This window comes from Burkholderia puraquae (assembly GCF_002099195.1).
Lineage (GTDB): Bacteria > Pseudomonadota > Gammaproteobacteria > Burkholderiales > Burkholderiaceae > Burkholderia > Burkholderia puraquae.
In genome coordinates, this window is the sequence record NZ_NBYX01000002.1 from 522915 (window position 1) to 540285 (window position 17371).

The following is a 17371-nucleotide window of genomic DNA, read 5'->3' on the forward strand; positions in this document are numbered from 1 at the left end:
CGGCCCGCATCGACGCGGGCCGCGTTGGTTCATCCGGCGGCGCCGGTCTCGACCGCGAGGCCGGCCGCTTTCCACTCCGGAAATCCGTCTTCCAGCCGCGCGGCCTTGAAGCCGTGCGCGCGCAATGCGGCGACCGCCTCGACCGCAAACACGCAGTACGGGCCGCGGCAGTAGGCGACGATCTCTGTTCCGGCCGGCAACTCGCTCATGCGTGCGTCGAGCTCGGGCAGCGGAATGCTCAACGCGCCCGGCAGGTGGCCTTGCGCGAATTCGTCGTGCGGACGCACGTCCAGCAGCGTGACGAGGCCGTCCGCGAGCCGTGCGGTCAGCTCGTCGCGCGACACGGGCTCCAGTGCATCGCGCGCATGGAAGTAGTCGCCCATCACCTTGTTGACCTCGGCGACGTTGCGCTCGCCCACGCGGCCGAGCGCCTTCATCAGCACGACGACCTCGCTGTCGCCGGCGAGGCGATACACGATGTGCTTGCCGCGCCGCTCGGTATCGACGAGGCGCGCGCGCCGCAGGATCTGCAGGTGCCGCGACGTGTTCGCGAACGTCATCCCCGACAGTGCCGTCAGTTCCTCGACCGACCGTTCGCGCTGCGCGAGATGCTCCAGCAGTTCGAGCCGGTTCGGATGGCCGATCGCCTGCGCGACTTCGGCGAGGCTCGCATAAATCGCTTGCTTGGGTCCCGTGCTTGACACGTGGCCTCTCCTCGATCAATCATTCATCAAATTGATTGAATGTTACCGCATCGGCGGGACAGGGGCAAATCCGATGATCCTCAGGCCATTCCGGCCTCCCGATACGGGAGGCATTTCATACCTGTTCGGCTGTGGCGGCAAGGCGACCGGCGCGGTGGTCGATCCGGTCGCCGATCGGGCGGCTTGTCGGCGCGTCGCGGGAGGCTGACGCGATGGCAAACGTAGCGATGGCGCCCGGCGGGCGCGCAGTGGCGCTCGGCCTGCGCGAGAACTGGCGGCAATTCGCGCTGCTCGTGCTGGTCAACGCGTTCGTCGGCGGGATGGTCGGCATCGAGCGCACGGTCGTGCCATTGATCGGTTCGGAGCAGTTCCATCTCGAATCGACCGTGCTGATCACGTCGTTCATCGTCAGCTTCGGGCTGGTCAAGGCGTTCGCGAACCTCGTGTCGGGCCAGCTCGCCGACACGTGGGGGCGCAAGCGCGTGCTCATCGCCGGCTGGCTGCTCGGCCTGCCCGTGCCGTTCATGATCATCGCGGCGCCGAACTGGGAATGGGTGATCGCCGCGAACGTGCTGCTCGGCCTCAGCCAGGGGTTCGCGTGGTCGATGACGGTGATCATGAAGGTCGATCTCGTCGGCCCGAAAAGCCGCGGGCTCGCGGTCGGCCTGAATGAATTCGCCGGCTATTTCGCGGTGGGCGCGACCGCGTTCCTGACCGGCTATCTCGCGAGCCGCTACGGGCTGCGGCCGGCGCCGATCTGTCTCGGCGTGTTCTACGCGATCGCGGGCCTGCTGCTGTCGATCCTCGTCGTGCGCGACACGCGCGAGCATGTGCGGCTGGAAAGCGGCCAGCCGGCCGGCGCGTCCGCGCTGTCGTTCCGCGAAGTCTTCATGCTCACGTCGTTCCGTGACCGCAACCTGTTCGCGGCGTCGCAGGCCGGGATGATCAACAACCTCAACGACGGGATGAGCTGGGGCATCTTCCCGCTGTTCTTCACGACGCTCGGGCTCGGCATCGAGCGGATCGGCATCCTGAAGGCCGTCTATCCGATCGTGTGGGGAGGCTGCCAGGTCGTCACCGGCCCGCTGAGCGATCGGTGGGGGCGCAAGGGGCTGATCGTTGCCGGGATGTGGGTGCAGGCGGCCGGGCTCGTGCTGACCGCGCTCACCGGGCAGTTCCGCTGGTGGCTCGTCGCGAGCGTGCTGCTCGGCCTCGGCACGGCGATGGTCTATCCGAGCCTGATCGCGGCTGTGTCCGATGCGTCCGAGCCCGGCTGGCGGGCGCGCTCGCTCAGCGTGTACCGGTTCTGGCGCGATCTCGGCTATGCGATCGGCGCGTTGTCGGCAGGCCTGATGGCCGACCGCTTCGGCTTCGCCGCTGCGATCCTCGTGGTGGCCGCCGTGACGTTCGCGTCAGGGGGCGTCGTCGCGATTATGATGCGGGAACGCCACTGACAGGGTTCCCCGATATGGACGCGCCGCTTCCGCCGATCTCTGCCCCGATTCCCGAAACGGAACCTGAAACCGAAGCCGTTGCCGAGCCGCGCGCGTCGCGGCTGCATCGGCCCGTCGCGCTCGTCACCGGATCGACGTCGGGGATCGGTGCGGCCGTCGCGCGCCGCCTGGCGGCGGACGGCTACGCGGTGATCCTGCATTCGCGCAGCTCGGCCGGCGTGGGGCGCGCGATGGCGCGCGAACTCGGCGCGGCCTACGTGCAGGCCGATCTCGCCGACGATGCCGAACGCGTGCGGTTGATCCGCGATGCACTGGCCGTGCATGGGCGGCTCGACGTGCTCGTCAACAATGCGGGTGTCAGCCGCGTGATTCCGCACGACGACCTTGCCGCGGCGACGCCCGACGTGTGGCGTGAGATGCACGAGATCAACGTGATCGCGCCGTTCCGGCTCGTCGCCGAGGCGGAGGCCGCGCTGCGCGAGGCGGCGTCGCACGGGCGGGCGGGTTGCGTCGTGAATGTCAGCTCGCATGCAGGCGTGCGGCCGAAGGGCGCGTCGATTCCCTATGCGGCGGCGAAGGCTGCGCTCAATCACACGACGCGGCTGCTCGCGCGTACGCTCGCGCCGGCGATTCGCGTCAATGCGGTCGCGCCGGGGCTCGTCGATACGCCGCTCACGGCCGACTGGACGGATGCGCAGCAGCTCTGGCGCGAGCGCGCGCCGATGCGCCGCGCGGCGACACCGGACGATATCGCGCAGACGGTCGCGATGCTCGTCGCGTCCGACTACGTGACGGGCGAGATCGTGATGCTCGACGGGGGATTGAACCTGACGTGAAGCGTTGAAACGCCGAAGCGCCGAAGCGCCGAAACGCCGAAGCGCCGAAACGCCGAAACGCCGAAACGCCGAAACGCCGAAACGCCGAAACGCCGAAACGCCGAAACGCCGAAACGCCGAAACGCCGAAACGGCCGCGCAACCGCGCGCAGGTGCCACGCGCGCGATCGCCGCGACCGCTTGCTTGCCGGCGTGCGCGATCAGCCGAGGCTCGACCGCAACCGCGCGAGCGCCTGATCGTGCGTGCGCTCGAACTTCAGCGGCGTGACGGCGACATACCCTTCGCCGAGCGCAACGGTTTCCGAATCGGCATCGTCGTCGCGCGGCGCGCGGGCGAGCTTCAGCCAGTGATACTCGATGTCGCGCGGGTCGCGCCCCGACACGATCTCGACGCCCTGCAGCGTGCCGGCGCCCTGGTTCGTCACCTTCAGCCCGCGCACATCCTGCGCGGGCCGCGGCGGGAAATTCACGTTCAGGCACGCGTCGCTGTCCCAGCCGGCGGCAACGAGCCGGCGAATGACGTCCGGCGCATGCGCGAGCGCCGTGTCCCACGGCACCGCGTTGCGATCGGTGAAGGCCTGGCTCAGCGCGATGGCCGGCACGCCGACCAGCATGCTCGTCATCGCGGCACCTACCGTGCCGGAAAACACCGTTTCGGTGCCGAGGTTCCCGCCGCGATTCACGCCGGACAGCACGATGTCGGGCCGTGCGTCCTTCATCAGGTGGCTGATCGCGATCGCGACGCAATCGCCGGGCGTGCCGCGCACCGCGAAGCGGCGCTCGCCCTTGCGATGCACGCGCAGCGGTTCGTGCAGGCTCAGCGAATGCGACGTGCCGCTCTGGTCTTCCGCCGGCGCGACGATCCACACTTCGCGCGCCAGCTGCGTGGCGACCTGTTCGAGCACGTCAAGGCCGGGGGCGTCGATTCCGTCATCGTTGGTGAGCAGGACACGATCGAACAGCGGGCGGGTTTCTTGCATCGGGACGATCCTCGCGGAGATGGGTAATGAGAGGGGAGTGCAGCGTGGCGCAAGCCACAAGGCTAGCATTGCTGCGTGAGGATCGTCGTGTCGCGCGGTTGGCGCGGATGTGAAAACGGGCGCATCGCGCGCCCGTTGGCCGGTGGCCGTGCCGCGGCGTGCGCGGCGGGTCGGAACCGCTCAGCCGAGCAGGTACCGCAGCAGGCCGGCCGACACGACGCCGACGATGACGGTCGGCAGGATCGACAGGCGTGTCGCCGCGATCAGCGTAACGGCCAGCGCGAGCAGGTCGGCTGGGCGCGTCGACACGAAGGCCGGCGCGATCACCGAGATCAGCACGCAGCCGGGCACGTTCTCCATCACCGAGGCCATCCGCGGGCTCAGCGTGCGGTTGCGCAGCAGCACGTAGCCGAGGATGCGCGACAGATACGTCGTCGACGCCATCAGCACGATCGTCGCGACCGTGCTGAAATCCGGGAAATCAGGCATCGCGCGGCTCCCACAGCAGCGCGGCGATCAGCCCCGCGCAGGCGCCGGCCGCGACGTACCACGCGCCGGGCACGGCCAGGTGCGTGGCCGCTGCGACGACGAGGCTCACGAACCACGGGCGGCTCGCGCGCATCCCTTTCCACATCCCGCGCAGCAGCACCAGAAACACGGCCGTGAACGCCATGTCGAAGCCGTATTGCTCGACGTTGCCGATCGTCGGGCCGACCGCCGCGCCGAGCGTGGTCATCGAGATCCACGTCAGGTAGAGCCCCATGCAGATGCCCGCGTAATAGGGCACGCTGATGTGCGTGGCCGAGCGCGCGCGGGCGTCGGCGAGCGACATCGCCCAGCTTTCGTCGCACATGAAAAACAGCGCAAGGAATGCGCGGCGGCGCGGCAGGCGGCGGATATACGGCTCGAATGCGGCGCCCATCAGGATGTGGCGCGAATTCACGAGGAACGACATCGCGACGATCAGCGCGATGTGCGGCGGCGACGTCCACAGATGGATCGCCGCGAATTCGGAGCCGCCGCCGAAGTTCATGCCGGTCATCATCGGCACTTCGAACAGGCTCAGCCCTTTCTGCGCGGCCTGCGCGCCCAGCACGAGCGCGAACGGCACGAAACCCAGCATGACGGGCAGCGCCGCGCGCAAACCGCGACCCATCTCGGCGACATAGGCGGGCTTGTCGCGAAGCCCTGACGACGTTGAAACGCTACTGCTCATTACTCCTCCTTCGGGGGAGGAATTGTCTGCTTTTTTGACTCGAATCGGGTTGCGTTGTGGCCAGATTTTTCTCAGAATTTGGCATTGAATGCGTGATACGCGATTTTTTTGGAATTGAATGCCAATGAAACTTGACGCCATCGACCGCCGGATCCTGAGCGCGCTCCAGCGCGACGGCCGCATGCAGAACGTGGAGCTCGCGCACGAGGTCGGGCTGTCGCCGTCGCCGTGCCTGCGGCGCGTGCGGCTCCTCGAGGAGGCCGGCGTGATCGAGAAATACGTGGCCGTGCTGAATCCCGCGAAAGTCGGCAAGGGGCTGACGATCTTCACGCGGGTGTGGCTGAAGGGGCAGGACGCGGAATCGGTGAACCGCTTCGCCGAGGCCGTCCAGCAGATGCCGGAAGTCGTCGAATGCCACCTGATGGCGGGCGACTGCGATTTCCTGCTGCGCGTCGTCGCGGCCGACATCGACGACTACCGGCGCTTCCAGATGGAATACCTCACGCGCATTCCGGGCGTGCTGAGCGTGAAGACCGACATTCCGATGCAGAAGGTCAAGCTCACGTCGGCGCTGCCGACCTAGCGCGAGCGGAGTGCGTGGCCATGCGACGACGGGTCGACGAACGGTCACGGCTCGGTGACAATCACCCGATAGACTGACGAATCACGCCGCTTCGAACCCGTCGCCCGAGTGGTTGCTTGTTGCGCGACGTTCGATGCGCAAGCAACTAACGGTCAATGCCGACGCAATCGGGCAAGCGGCGCTGCGCGCCGGGTCATGCGCCGGCGCGGATGCGTTTCTTCTTGTCGGGCCATTCATGCAGCCAATCAACAATCCGTGGAATTCGCTGGAAATCGTCAAGCTCGTGCTGGGCGTGCTGACGCCGTTGTCGGTCGCGTGTCTCGGCTGGCTCGTCGCGCGCCGGCTGAAGCGGCTCGAACTCGTGCAGTGGACCAACCAGCGATTGATCGAGAAGCGGCTCGCGCTGTACGACGCGGTCGCGCCGCAGCTCAATGCGCTGCTGTGCTTCTACACGTGGATCGGCTACTGGAAGGACATCTCGCCGGACGACGTGATCCGCGCGAAGCGCGAACTCGACCGCACGTTCCACATCTACCGTTACCTGTTCGACGACGACGTGTACGACGCGTATCACACGTACATCCACGCGCTGTTCGACATGCATACGGGCCCGGGCCGCGATGCGCGGATCCGCTCGCTGATCCAGGCGCCCGACGGCGACCGCAGCGTGCACGGCTCGTATGAATGGAAACCGGCGTGGTCCGACCGTTTCGCGACCGCGAATGTCGTGCCGAAAGGCGACGTGCTACGACACTACACGCAGTTGATGGAGCGGCTGCGCGTGGCGCTGGGCGCGACGCGCTGAAGGCAGCGCAGCGGCACGCGCACCGGTATCGAAATCCGCCACCCGGCGGCGCGAATACCCGCCCTCGCGCAAGAAGCGCGTGCGGCGCGTGGCTGCTGCTGACATGCTCGCGCCAGATCCACTCGCGCGAGGCCCGTATGGTTGTCGATACCCCCTGCCAGCCGCTCATGAACCGCTCGCCCGAAGCGGGCTGGCGGCGTCTCTTCTCCGCCGGTTCTCGCGATGCACATGGCATGCCGTTGCCGATCGAGCCGGAGATCGGCGACATCGTCTTCATCCGCGTGACCGTGCGGCCGTTTCTCGAAGTGGCGAGTGCGACGCGCTCGTGGACGAATCACGTCGGGATCGTCGTCGGTGAGCGCGGCGGTGAGCCGCTGATAGCGGAGAGTACGTTTCCGCTATCGCGAGTCACGACGATGTCGCGGTTTCTCGCACGCTCCGATCGTGGCGCATGCGTGATCGCGCGGCTGAAGCAGCCGCTCGATGCCGCGCAGCGGCGCCGGCTCGTGGCGGCTGCGATGCGCCGGATCGGCGTGGTCTACGACACGGGGTTCAATCTCGCGTCGCGCCGGCAGTTCTGCTCGCGGTTCGTGCGCGAGGTCGTGCGCGATGCGACGCGGATCGTGCTCGGCGACGTCGAGACCTTCGACATGCTGCTGCGCCGGAACCCTGATCATCCGCTCGGCTTCTGGAAGATCTGGTACTTCGGCCGGATTCCGTGGCACCGCCGCACGGTGACACCGGCGAGTTTGCTCGATAGCGGGGCGTTGCGGGTTGTGGCGGATACGCGCACTTGTGACCGTGGCCAGCCGCGACTGCGGATGAGGGCGGCTGGTCAGGCGCGCAGGAGGGTTGGAGACGCCGTTACTTAGGCTGGCGGGCTTCGGCGAGGATGTGCGAGCCCGACTGTTCTCAGGCAATCCGGAGTCGGCAAGGTGCGCAATTCGTTGCCGGCGCGCGCGACGCGCGATGGACGAGTGGTGGTGTTAGCTCCGCCCCGCCACCGCGAGCCGCGCCGCCAGCCCCACGAACACCGACCCGAGCAGATACTGCGGCAGCTTCGACGGGCGGCGGCGCGCGCCGATCCGCTGGCTCAGCCGGCTTGCGGACAGAATGACCGCGCCGTTCACGACGATGCCGATCAGGTTCAGCACCGTCGCGAGCACGAGAATCTGCACGGCGATCGAACCGTGCTCGGGCCGTACGAACTGCGGAAACAGCGCGAGCACGAACAGCGCCATCTTCGGGTTCAGCAGGTTCGTCGTCAGCCCCTGGCGGAAGATCGTCGCGGTCGAGTGGCGACGCTGCGACGCAACGGGCGACAGTGCGGTTGCATCCGAACGGAGCGTCTTCCACGCGAGATACAGCAGATAGGCGGCGCCCGCGAAGCGCACGGCGTCGTAGGCGAGCGGCACCGCGACGAAGAGCTGCGACAGCCCGAGCGCGGCCGCCAGCGCGTGGCAGTAGGTGCCGGCCTGGATGCCGGCGAGTGTCGCGAAGCCTGCGCGCCGGCCCTGGCTCACGCTGCGGGACGCGATCAGCAGCATGTCGGGGCCCGGCGTGGCGGTCAGTGCAAGACACGCGCCGGAGAACAGCGCGAGCGTGGAGAGATCGATCATGGGCGTCCCTTTTGCGGATGCAGCGTAAAGGGAGGTCAGTTTAGGAGGGCGCGCGAGGCCGGTCAATCGAGCGAATGGACGATGATCCGGTGCGCCACCGAGGCCGATCGTCAATGCACGTGCACTGCCTTTGGCGCGCCGATACTGCCCGGCGCCGCATCAACGGCACACGCCGGTGCCGCGCCTTGCGTGGGCGATCGCTGCACGGCTCAAGGCTTGCGGCAGGCCACCTGATAATCGATCACGGTGTTTGCCGACGGCTTGTCCGGTTCGCCGCCGACCGTCGTCACGCCGAGCACGCCGGCCGCATTCCGGTAGCGCAGCGCGCAATACCCCATCCCGGTGCCCGAACACGCTTCGGCTTCGATGATGCCGTGCTTCGCGAGCGTCGCCGCGCCGTCCATCGCGTCCGGTTTTTCGCGCGGGCGCAGCGGTTGCCAGCCATGCGCGATCAGGATCCTGCGTGCCGCGTCGAGCGGCTTGCCGTACACGTTCGGCACGACCGCGCGGCCGTTGCAGTGCGTGCTTTCGGCGGCGACGCGGGTCAGCCGCAGGCCGCTGTTGTCTTCGTGCAGTTCGCCGACCGGCGGCGCCGGGCCATCGCCGCCCCAGATCAGCAGCGCGCCGCTGTCCAGCCGGTCGGCCGAGCCGAGCTGCCAGCCGGCCTTGCGCGCGGTATAGCCGAGTGCGACGAGCGTCGTGCCGTCGAACACGCCGATGTTGCCGTTGCGCGCGAAGCAGATCGCGCTCGTGCCGGCGCTGAAGCCGCTCGAGAACGTGACGACCGTGTAGCGCCCGAGCGGCGCCTCGGACGTCACGATCCAGTCGCGCTTCGCGACTTCGCGGCCGGCTGCGGTGGTCGTCTTCGCGCGATATTGCGTGCAAAACGGATCGAGCGACCCGTTCTCCGGCGAATGCGGCAGCACGCCGAGCGGCACCAGCGATGCGCCGGCGATCTCGGAGGCCGTTCGCAGCGGACCGGCCGATGCCGTGCCGCCGAATGCGGTACAGGCAACGGCCGCGATCGCGGCGGCAGCAGCGAAACGGCGGACCAACGGCAGGGCAATGAAACGCGGCACGCGGGCAGTCTCCGGACGAGGAATACGAATGCGACGATCGCGGCTTTCCGCGCGCGTGCCGCCGGCGACTCAGCCTTTCGCGACGACGTCGATCCGCAGCGCTTCGCCGCCGGCGACGATCGCCAGCAGACGATCGACGTTCGGATGCGCGCCCGGACGGTTGCGCGCGTCGGCCGTATGCTCGGCGAATATCGCGAGGCCGTGCTCGGCGGCGTTCGCGTCGAGCGTGCCGAACGCCTGCTTCAGGTAGTTGTACACCGCGAGCGAGCCCTGCTTGCCCGGCTGGTTCTCGATGGTTGCGACCACGTCGCCATTCGCGCCGACGAGATCGATGCGCGCGACGCCGTCGATGGCCGGCAGTTGCGCGAGGTTGTCCTTGAATACTTGGGTCGGTTGAATCACTGAAAACACTCCGTCGGTTTGATCATGGGAAGGCGGCCGGCCGTATGTTATCCGATCGGCCAGGCTGCACTTTTCGACGTAACCGAGCGACTTGCACTGGGTCCGACCATCCGATCCGCTCGGGTTTCCTTGCTGCTAGCCCGGCCCATCGCTGGCGGCGGCGAGAAGCGGAACGACCAGATCGCTGATCGGCGTCGGAATGCCGTGAGATCGTCCGTATCGCTGCACGACGCCGTTCCGGCAGTCCCATTCGAGGGGTTGGTTGCCTTGCCGATCGGCAAGAATGGACGTACTCAAATCGGGCGGAAAGCCGTGGAATCCGTCGATGATCTCCTGCGGCACTTCATTGCCCAGCTTCGCGCCCTCCGCCCGCGCGACCTCGAGACATTCCCGCAGGTAGGCGAGCGACAGTTCGGTAATGTCGCTTCGCGAGTACATGCCGGCGCGGCGACCGGTCAGCACCATGAGTCCCGCCACCGCGTTCTGCAGAAGCTTTCGCCAGGCGAGCGAGATGAAATCCTCCGCAACCTCCGGTGCGCAGCGCGTGCCGTGCAAAGCCGAGACCACCACATTGCTCGCCGGCGTATCGGGCAGGGTGAGCCGAGGCTTGCCCCGCAGCCACACCGAAGCGCCCGATTCGCGCTGCGCCGGAAACCAGACGACCGATGGCACGACCGTGGCGCCGGCCGCATACGGCGCGAACGCGGCTTGTTGCTCGACGCCGTTTTGCAGCACGCAGACGACGGTATTCGCATCGCACAGCGCGGAGACCCAGGGTGCCGCGCTCGCCACCTGCGTCGACTTGACTGCAACGAATACGAGATCGACCTTTTCCTTGACTGCTTGCGGGTCGGTCAGTACGGGCCCGGGCACGACGATCTCGCCGCCATCGAAGCGCAACTTCAACTGCTCGTGCGCCGAGCGGCCGCAAATCACCGGCGTGCGGCCGGCTTCATGAAGGGCCGCGGCGACGGTCGTTCCGATTGCGCCCGGGCCGACAAGGCCGACGGTCGGGTAGTCAGACTTCGTCATGATGTTCATCCTGTCGAGTCATCCGCCAGATGCGGGCGCAGCGCGAGGGCGAGCGGAAAAATCGCGAGGGCGGTCAACGCGGTCGCATACGTGGCGCCATGCACACCGATCCTGTCGCCCAGGAAACCGTAGAGAACAGGCGATAGCGCGCCCGATGCGATCGTCCCCGTGTAGAAAATCGCGAATGCCCGCTCGGTGCGCTCGGGTGCGGACATCTCCGGAACGGTTCCGTACAGCACCGACGACGTGCCGTTGAGCATCATACCCAGAATCGGCAGCAGCGCCATGGTCAGTGCCAACGGGAGATACATCACGGCGACGATGCACGCGGCCGTACCGCCCTCGGTGAGCAGCACCGTACTGACCATACCCATGCGGGCGCCCAGCCAGCCACACATGAATTTGCCGGCCGCGCCGCCTATGAAAACGAGCGCAAGGGCCGTTCCCAGCAGTTGAGGCGAGACGCCTTTTGCCTTGAGCAGGAAAGGCAGAAAGGTAAGCAGTCCCATGCGTACCGCCGTATCGAGCACGCCGATGGAAAACAGCGTGGAGAATCCGCTTCCGCCGGCGCCACTGCGTCGGGCGGACGCGTGCTCCTTGGCCGCCGTCTTTGCGGCGCTACGCGGCACGGCGGGAAACCAGAGCGCGATGACGGCGGCCACGACGCAGCCCAATCCGGCGACGATCCATAGCGCGTGACGCCACGGCATCATGGTCACGAGCAGCGAAATGGCAGCCGGCAGCGCGGATTTCCCCAGGTCGCCGGAAAAGTTGTAGATGCTCAGCGGGCCTCTCGCGTCGCGTCCGTAGAGGCGGGAGACGGCGCCCGACGCGATCGGATGCTGCGTGCTGGATCCGCCGCCCGAAATCGCCAGCGCCACGCCCAGACCGAGCAGGCCGCCCGACATGCCCGCGATCGCATAGCCGAGCGCGGCGAGCAGCGTGCCGATTGCGAGGGTCGTGCGGCTGCCCAGGTGTTGCGCGAGACGCCCCGCGGACAACTGCAGCGTCGCCATCGTGCCGGCATAGATGCCGCGCAGGATCGCCAGGGCCGCAAAGTCGAGCCCGAATTCCGACTGCCACACCGGTAGCAATGCGTAGATCATGTCCGTATAGCCGTCGTGCATGGCGTGCGCAACGCAGGATAGCCATAGCACGCGCCGTCGGGGTGGCGCAGTCTCCTGCATCGCGGGAGGGGAAAAAACCGGCGGGTGCATCGTCGTTCGCTCCGTGCGAGCGGTCAGCGGAAGCCGCTGGTGGTATCGCTTTCGCGCTCGATAGGGCAATTTTATGGTCGAGGCGACAGCATTTTCAATTGAGCTAAAATCGCGTCAATGGAGAGAAAAAGTCACGTCATGAGTGGAAACCGGGACGCTGCGAAGCACTGGGGCGCGTTGCCCCCGCTCAACGCGCTGCGCGCTTTCGATGCGGTCGCGCGGCACGGCAGCTTCGCAAGGGCCGCGGTGGAACTGCATGTCACCCATTGGGCCGTAGGCAAGCAGATCAGGTTGCTGGAGGACTGGTTCGGCCTGCCATTGTTCGACCGTCGTCCGCGCGGTGTCGTGCTGACCGACGAAGGGGCCGCGTTGCTGAATGACGTCAGCCACGCGTTCGAGCGCCTCGGTACCGCGGTGGTGCGGTTGCGCCACGACACGTTCACGCACCGGATATCGGGCGTCGTGCGGGTGAATGTGCCGATGAGCTTTGCGCTTTGCTGGCTGCTGCCGCGGCTCGCCGATTTCCATTCGCGGTACCCCGAAATCGACGTCAGGGTGTCGACGACATCGCGCAAGTTGCGCTATGTCGCCGACGCCTTCGATATCGGTGTGCGTTCCGGTCCCGAGCAAGGTGCGGGCGTCGTGTCGCGCACGTTGATGCCCGACCTGCGCGTGCCGGCCTGCAATCCCGCATTGCTGCGCCAGCATCCGATACAGAGCGTGGCCGACCTGCGTCATCACGTCCTGCTGCATTCGGCCACGACGCGCTCTGCCTGGTCGCACTGGTTGCGGGAAGCCGGAGCATCCGATCTGCGGGCCGCGCGCCATGTCGAATTCGATCATGTGAATCTGCAGCTCGGCGCGGCCATCGAGGGGCTCGGCGTGGCCCTGGCATCCCTGCCGCTGATCGGGCGCGATCTCGCCGAGGGGCGCCTCGTGTGCCCGATCGCATCGCCTGTATGGCGCGCCGACGACTACATGCTGGTGACGAACGCCGATCGTGCCGACGATGCCGCGGTGTCCGCGTTCGAGGAATGGATGGAAGGCATGGCGAGCCGAGAGGCTGGATAGGCTCGCAGATCGGGCCACGCGGCACAACTTCCAGGCTCACCCGTGAGCGACAGCACCGCATGCGCGAGGCTGTACGCATCGATGACCCATGGCAGCGCACCGACACGCGCGCCGAACGCGGTGCCGATCGGTTCGGTCGAGCGATCGACGATCGCGGTGTCGATCCGCGCGATCGGCACGGCGATGCACAGGGCCGGCAGCACGAGGCGGTGCCGGGACGGCCCAGCTGCATCGACACCGCCGGCGGAGGCGCGACGAAGCGCCGGGTTCCCCGGCATCCCCCTCGGCGCTTCGTTACCGGCCGGTGCCGGTCAACACGCCCGCTTCACGCGCACGCTCGATGTCGGGGCTGCGATACGCGCGCTCCGGAATCTCGGCGAGCCGCGACGCATGCACCTGCCCCGGCGCCAGCCCGTAGAACTTCTGGAAGCTCATGATCAGCGGCGACCACTTGTCCGGATCGATGCGGTCCGCGTGGCCGTCCATCAGCAGGTCGGGATGCACGTGCACGCGCCGGATGCGCAATTCGAACACGCGGATGTTGCCGCGCACGTCGGGCGCCTCCTCGCCGATCCCGTGCGCGGCCGCGACGACCGCCTCCATGTGCACCGGGCATTCGAGCGCGCGCGGCGGCGCGACGGTTTGCGACGCGGCTTCGGTGAGCCCGGCCGTGCCGAACTTGTCGGGTTCGTACACGTAGCCCTTCGCGCGCTTGCCGTCTGGCACCGGGTAGGTGCCCGTCGTGCGCGCGATCCGGTCGACCGCATCCGCTTGCGCCGACGACGGCAGGTTCAGCACGCATTCGCCGGTGCGCAGCAGGTTGCGAGTGGTCTGCGAACTGGCGGCGATGCCGATCACGCCGCGCCAGCCGAGCCAGAACGCGGACGAGATCGGCGCGAGATTGGCCGTGCCATCCTCGTTCAGCGTGCTGACCAGCACGACGGGCGTGCCGAAATAGAGGATGTTCGGTTCGGTGACGCAATGCGGGGCATTCATGGTCGGCGCCTTCGGTGAGGGATCAGTCCGCATGCTGATCCTGTCGCGGCGGCGCGGCGCTCCGAATCTTGTCGTGTCATTCCGGAAGGGGCGCGGAGGCGGCGTGTGCGTCGGCCGAACCCGCCGGCACCGCGCGCGCTTTTCCGCTACAGTAAGAGATCGCAGGCCGCATCCGCTGCATCACACAGGCGCGTGCTGCCATGTTCCGCCAACGCACACGAGGGCCTGATGGATACCGAGCAACGCTACACCGCCAACGCGCCGACGCGCGCGGAAGTCGACGCACTGGGCGGCGCAACCGTCATCGAATTCGGCGCGAACTGGTGCGGGATCTGCGCGGGCGCGCAGCCGGCGATCGTGGCGTCGTTTTCCGCGCATCCTGCCGTGCGGCACCTGAAGATCGAGGATGGCCCGGGCCGCCCGCTCGGGCGCTCGTTCGGCGTGAAGCTGTGGCCCACGCTGGTGTTCATGCGCGACGGCGTCGAAGTCGCACGCGTCGTGCGCCCTGCCGATGCGAAGCAGATCGAAACGGACGGCTTCGCCGCGCTGGCCTGAGGTGACGACGATGCAACAGGCGATCACGCACATCGGCATCGACACGCGCGGCAGCGGCCTCGTCGAATTCACGATGCAGGTGCGCGCATTCGTCGACCAGCAAGCGATCCGCACCGGCCTGCTCACCGTGTTCTGCCGCCATACGTCGGCGTCGCTGCTGATCCAGGAGAATGCGGATTCTTCCGTGCAGCGCGATCTCGAACGCTACTTCGCGACGCTCGCACCCGAGGACGCCACGCGCTACGAGCACGACACCGAAGGGGCCGACGACATGCCGGCGCATCTGCGCACGGCGCTCACGCAGGTGCAATTGTCGATCCCGGTCGAGCACGGGCGCATGGTGCTCGGCACGTGGCAGGGAATCTACCTGTTCGAGCATCGCCGCGCGGCACACCGGCGCGATATCGTGCTGCATCTGATCGGCGAGTAAGCGGGCGCACGCGGCAGCAAGCGGCACATCGCCGGCGCGCCGGCTCAGGCGAGCAGCTTCTCGACGAGTGCGCCGAGTTCGCGCAGGTGGACGGGCTTCGGCAGGAATGCGTCGAATACCTGCTGGTTCTCGCGCAGCGCGGCCGATTCATACGCGCTGACACCGAGGATCGCCGGATGCCGGCCGTCGTCGTCGGGTACTGCAACCGCGCGAATGCTCCGCGCGACCTCGAAGCCGCTCAAGTCCGGCAACTCGAGATCGAGCACGACGATGTCGTAATGGCTTGCACCGAAGCGTGCGACGCCTTGCTGCCCGGTGCCGCACAGATCGGCGTCGATGCCGAGCGCCGACAGCATCGCGCCGAGCGTTTCGCGTGCGTTGTCGTCGTCGTCGACCACCAGCGCGCGCCGGTCGCGATGCGCGACCGCGTGCGGCAGCGCGGGCGCATCGGCGGCTGCGTTGCCGGCGGTGTCGATGCCGGGCACTTCGGCCGGCAGCGTCACGACGAACTCGCTGCCTTCGCCCACCGTGCTGCGCACGTCCACATGCCCACGCAGCGTCGTGACGATTTCGCGCACGACGGCGAGCCCCATGCCGATTCCGTCCACGTGCAGCCCGACCGCGTCGTTCGCGCGATAGAACGGCTCGAAGATCTTCGACAGGTGCGGCTTCGCGATACCGGCGCCCGTGTCGCGCACGGCGATCTTCAATTGCTGGCCGGCAGGCGCGTCGGCGAGCGTGATGGATACGTCGATCGATCCGCCGAGCGTGTACTTGACCGAGTTCTCGATCAGGTTCGACAGCACCTGGCGCAGCAGCTTGCGATCGGAACGGATCTCGAGGCCGTGTGGCTCGACCTGCTGTGCAACCGCGATCCGCTTGGCCGCGATCTTCTCGCGCAGCGGGTCGAGCACTTCGGCAAGCAGCGACGCCATGCCGACGGTTTCCCGTTCGGCGAGGCGCTTCGTCGAGCGCAGCTTGATGTAGTCGGTCAGGTCCTTGACGAGCGCTTCGAGCGACAACGCGGAATTCTGCAGCCGCCGGATCGTCTTCAGGTTCGCGTCGGACTGCGGGCGTGCGAGCAGGATTTCGACCGATCCGCAGATCGCCTGCAGCGGCGTGCGCAACTCGTGGCTGACCATCCCGAGGAACGCGTTTTTCGCCTCGATCATTTCGAACGCGCGGTCGGACGCCTTGCGTTCGGCGTCGAGCGCCGCGTCCTGCCGTTCGAGCAGGTCGTCACGCGTGCGCATCGTATAGAACAGCAGCAGGAACAGTGCGCACAGGATCACGCCGAGCACGATGCCGAGGATCAGGATCGCGCGCTGCTTTTCCTTCAGCTGATGGAACGTGAAGTCGCGCTGCGCCATCTCGATCGCGCGGAAATAGTTCGCGAGGCCGTTGACCTTCGGCCAGTACGCATTGACTTCGTCGATTACCTGCCGCGCGTTCCTCGGCGAGTCGCGCAGCAACGGCACTTCGCGCTTCAGGCGCGTCATGAATTCGCCGAGCGCGTCGATCTCGTTGCGCGCGCGCGGGATGCGCAGCCAGTATTCGGACACTTCCGATGGCCGCTGCAGAAAGCCGAACGACACCGACAGGCTGTCGAGCTGCATCTGTACGTGATTGAAATCGTCGTCCTCGCGCGTCGCGTAGAGGATCAGTTGCCGGTCGAACCGCGTATAGACGTTCCGGTATTGCGCGGCAGTCCAGAACACGCCTTCGCGCGGCCCTTCGAGCACGCCCTCGTTGACCGAGGTGGCGAGGAGGTCCCACAGCAGGAACGCCCATGCGGCGAACCCCATGATCCACAGCGAGCCGAGGACCAGGATGATTTTTCTATTTTTCCATCGCCGGCGCTTCATTTCACCGTCAGGCCGATGATCTGCCACGCGAACTTGGCTTCGCCGAGCGGCGTCTTCAGTTCGTCGGGATACTGGTCGCGGGGGTACATGATCCACAGCGGGCCGTAGTTGTCGTTGCCGAGCACCTTGCCGTTCATCGTTCGCGCGAGGATCACGCCGTAACGATCGGCGTCGGACACGGGAATCGTGAACGTGTACTCGTCGATGCAGCGGAACTCGATCTGCGTACCGTGCGCGCCGACGGTCTTCAGGATATCGGACAGGCGCGGGCCGGTGAAGGTCGCCTTCGGCGTCCAGCTCGTCGACGTGACGATCGTGTGCTGCGGCAGCGCCATCAGCGCCTGCTCGGAAAACACGTACGCCGTCTTGCCCTGCTGGTTGTGCTTGTCGATTTTGCCGTCGACGGTGAATGTAAACGACGAAGCGGCCCACGTCGCGGCGGCCATGCCGAGCAGGCAGGCCGTCAGCAGGCCCTTGGTCCAGATGGTCGAAATTCGCATGTCTTGCCCTCGGTCGTGTTGTGGTTGA

General features: G+C 67.1%; 20 protein-coding genes. 8 read left to right on the top strand and 12 right to left on the bottom strand.

Going from position 1 to position 17371, the window contains the following annotated elements; all coding sequences use genetic code 11:
* Positions 1-29 precede the first annotated feature (29 nt).
* A complete protein-coding gene (locus B7G54_RS06715; protein WP_085038365.1) occupies positions 30-704 on the bottom strand; it encodes an ArsR/SmtB family transcription factor in 675 nt (224 codons plus the stop codon).
* Positions 705-931: 227 nt separating this feature from the next.
* Between B7G54_RS06715 and B7G54_RS06720 the strand changes: the two genes are divergently transcribed.
* Complete coding sequence (locus B7G54_RS06720; RefSeq protein WP_106408945.1) at positions 932-2158, top strand: MFS transporter; 1227 nt, start codon at positions 932-934, stop codon at positions 2156-2158.
* Between the two features lie 14 nt (positions 2159-2172).
* The gene (locus B7G54_RS06725; protein ID WP_085038367.1) at positions 2173-2994 is read left to right on the top strand and encodes an SDR family NAD(P)-dependent oxidoreductase; all 822 of its coding nucleotides are present in this window, start codon (positions 2173-2175) and stop codon (positions 2992-2994) included.
* A gap of 199 nt (positions 2995-3193) precedes the next feature.
* Here B7G54_RS06725 and surE read toward each other — a convergent pair whose 3' ends face one another.
* The 3 genes from surE to B7G54_RS06745 all read right to left on the bottom strand — a co-directional run bounded on the left by surE (position 3194) and on the right by B7G54_RS06745 (position 5189).
* Positions 3194-3973 carry a 5'/3'-nucleotidase SurE gene (surE, locus tag B7G54_RS06735; protein WP_085038368.1) on the bottom strand — a complete coding sequence of 260 codons (780 nt, stop codon included), beginning with the start codon at positions 3971-3973 and terminating at the stop codon, positions 3194-3196.
* A 180-nt stretch (positions 3974-4153) separates the two neighbouring features.
* Positions 4154-4462 carry an AzlD family protein gene (locus B7G54_RS06740; protein ID WP_085038369.1) on the bottom strand — a complete coding sequence of 103 codons (309 nt, stop codon included), beginning with the start codon at positions 4460-4462 and terminating at the stop codon, positions 4154-4156.
* The gene (locus B7G54_RS06745; protein WP_085038370.1) at positions 4455-5189 is read right to left on the bottom strand and encodes an AzlC family ABC transporter permease; all 735 of its coding nucleotides are present in this window, start codon (positions 5187-5189) and stop codon (positions 4455-4457) included. The genes B7G54_RS06740 and B7G54_RS06745 overlap by 8 nt, the downstream gene beginning before the upstream one ends.
* A gap of 124 nt (positions 5190-5313) precedes the next feature.
* Between B7G54_RS06745 and B7G54_RS06750 the strand changes: the two genes are divergently transcribed.
* The 3 genes from B7G54_RS06750 to B7G54_RS06760 all read left to right on the top strand — a co-directional run bounded on the left by B7G54_RS06750 (position 5314) and on the right by B7G54_RS06760 (position 7449).
* Positions 5314-5772 carry an Lrp/AsnC family transcriptional regulator gene (locus tag B7G54_RS06750; RefSeq protein ID WP_006486309.1) on the top strand — a complete coding sequence of 153 codons (459 nt, stop codon included), beginning with the start codon at positions 5314-5316 and terminating at the stop codon, positions 5770-5772.
* Between the two features lie 235 nt (positions 5773-6007).
* Positions 6008-6577 carry a hypothetical protein gene (locus B7G54_RS06755; protein ID WP_085038421.1) on the top strand — a complete coding sequence of 190 codons (570 nt, stop codon included), beginning with the start codon at positions 6008-6010 and terminating at the stop codon, positions 6575-6577.
* Between the two features lie 137 nt (positions 6578-6714).
* A complete protein-coding gene (locus tag B7G54_RS06760; RefSeq protein WP_085038371.1) occupies positions 6715-7449 on the top strand; it encodes a YebB family permuted papain-like enzyme in 735 nt (244 codons plus the stop codon).
* Positions 7450-7563: 114 nt separating this feature from the next.
* Here B7G54_RS06760 and B7G54_RS06765 read toward each other — a convergent pair whose 3' ends face one another.
* The 5 genes from B7G54_RS06765 to B7G54_RS06785 form a co-directional block, all read right to left on the bottom strand.
* Positions 7564-8196, bottom strand: a complete 633-nt coding sequence (locus B7G54_RS06765) for a LysE family translocator (protein WP_085038372.1) — start codon at positions 8194-8196, stop codon at positions 7564-7566.
* 209 nt (positions 8197-8405) lie between these two features.
* The gene (locus B7G54_RS06770) at positions 8406-9275 is read right to left on the bottom strand and encodes a hypothetical protein (protein ID WP_085038373.1); all 870 of its coding nucleotides are present in this window, start codon (positions 9273-9275) and stop codon (positions 8406-8408) included.
* Positions 9276-9344: 69 nt separating this feature from the next.
* The gene (locus B7G54_RS06775) at positions 9345-9677 is read right to left on the bottom strand and encodes a DUF2322 family protein (RefSeq protein WP_085038374.1); all 333 of its coding nucleotides are present in this window, start codon (positions 9675-9677) and stop codon (positions 9345-9347) included.
* Positions 9678-9812: 135 nt separating this feature from the next.
* Positions 9813-10709, bottom strand: coding sequence for an oxidoreductase (locus B7G54_RS06780; protein ID WP_085038422.1), 897 nt, complete (start codon positions 10707-10709; stop codon positions 9813-9815).
* 5 nt (positions 10710-10714) lie between these two features.
* On the bottom strand, positions 10715-11926 hold the full coding sequence (locus tag B7G54_RS06785; protein ID WP_085038375.1) for an MFS transporter: 1212 nt from the start codon (positions 11924-11926) through the stop codon (positions 10715-10717).
* 138 nt (positions 11927-12064) lie between these two features.
* Here B7G54_RS06785 and gcvA point away from each other — a divergent pair, with 138 nt between their 5' ends.
* Entirely contained in the window at positions 12065-12997 is a 933-nt protein-coding gene (gene gcvA / locus B7G54_RS06790; protein ID WP_175130449.1) for a transcriptional regulator GcvA, read from the top strand.
* A gap of 294 nt (positions 12998-13291) precedes the next feature.
* Here the strand turns inward: gcvA and B7G54_RS06795 are convergent, their stop codons facing one another.
* The gene (locus tag B7G54_RS06795) at positions 13292-13993 is read right to left on the bottom strand and encodes a flavin reductase family protein (protein ID WP_085038377.1); all 702 of its coding nucleotides are present in this window, start codon (positions 13991-13993) and stop codon (positions 13292-13294) included.
* 228 nt (positions 13994-14221) lie between these two features.
* Here B7G54_RS06795 and B7G54_RS06800 point away from each other — a divergent pair, with 228 nt between their 5' ends.
* Positions 14222-14548, top strand: a complete 327-nt coding sequence (locus B7G54_RS06800) for a thioredoxin family protein (protein WP_085038378.1) — start codon at positions 14222-14224, stop codon at positions 14546-14548.
* A 10-nt stretch (positions 14549-14558) separates the two neighbouring features.
* Positions 14559-14978, top strand: coding sequence for a secondary thiamine-phosphate synthase enzyme YjbQ (locus B7G54_RS06805; RefSeq protein ID WP_046549521.1), 420 nt, complete (start codon positions 14559-14561; stop codon positions 14976-14978).
* 44 nt (positions 14979-15022) lie between these two features.
* Here B7G54_RS06805 and atsR read toward each other — a convergent pair whose 3' ends face one another.
* The gene (gene atsR, locus B7G54_RS06810) at positions 15023-16843 is read right to left on the bottom strand and encodes a hybrid sensor histidine kinase/response regulator AtsR (RefSeq protein WP_085038379.1); all 1821 of its coding nucleotides are present in this window, start codon (positions 16841-16843) and stop codon (positions 15023-15025) included.
* Positions 16840-17343, bottom strand: a complete 504-nt coding sequence (locus B7G54_RS06815; RefSeq protein ID WP_085038380.1) for a putative pterin-binding protein — start codon at positions 17341-17343, stop codon at positions 16840-16842. Before B7G54_RS06815 ends, atsR begins: the two co-directional genes overlap by 4 nt.
* Between the last annotated feature and the right edge of the window lie 28 nt (positions 17344-17371).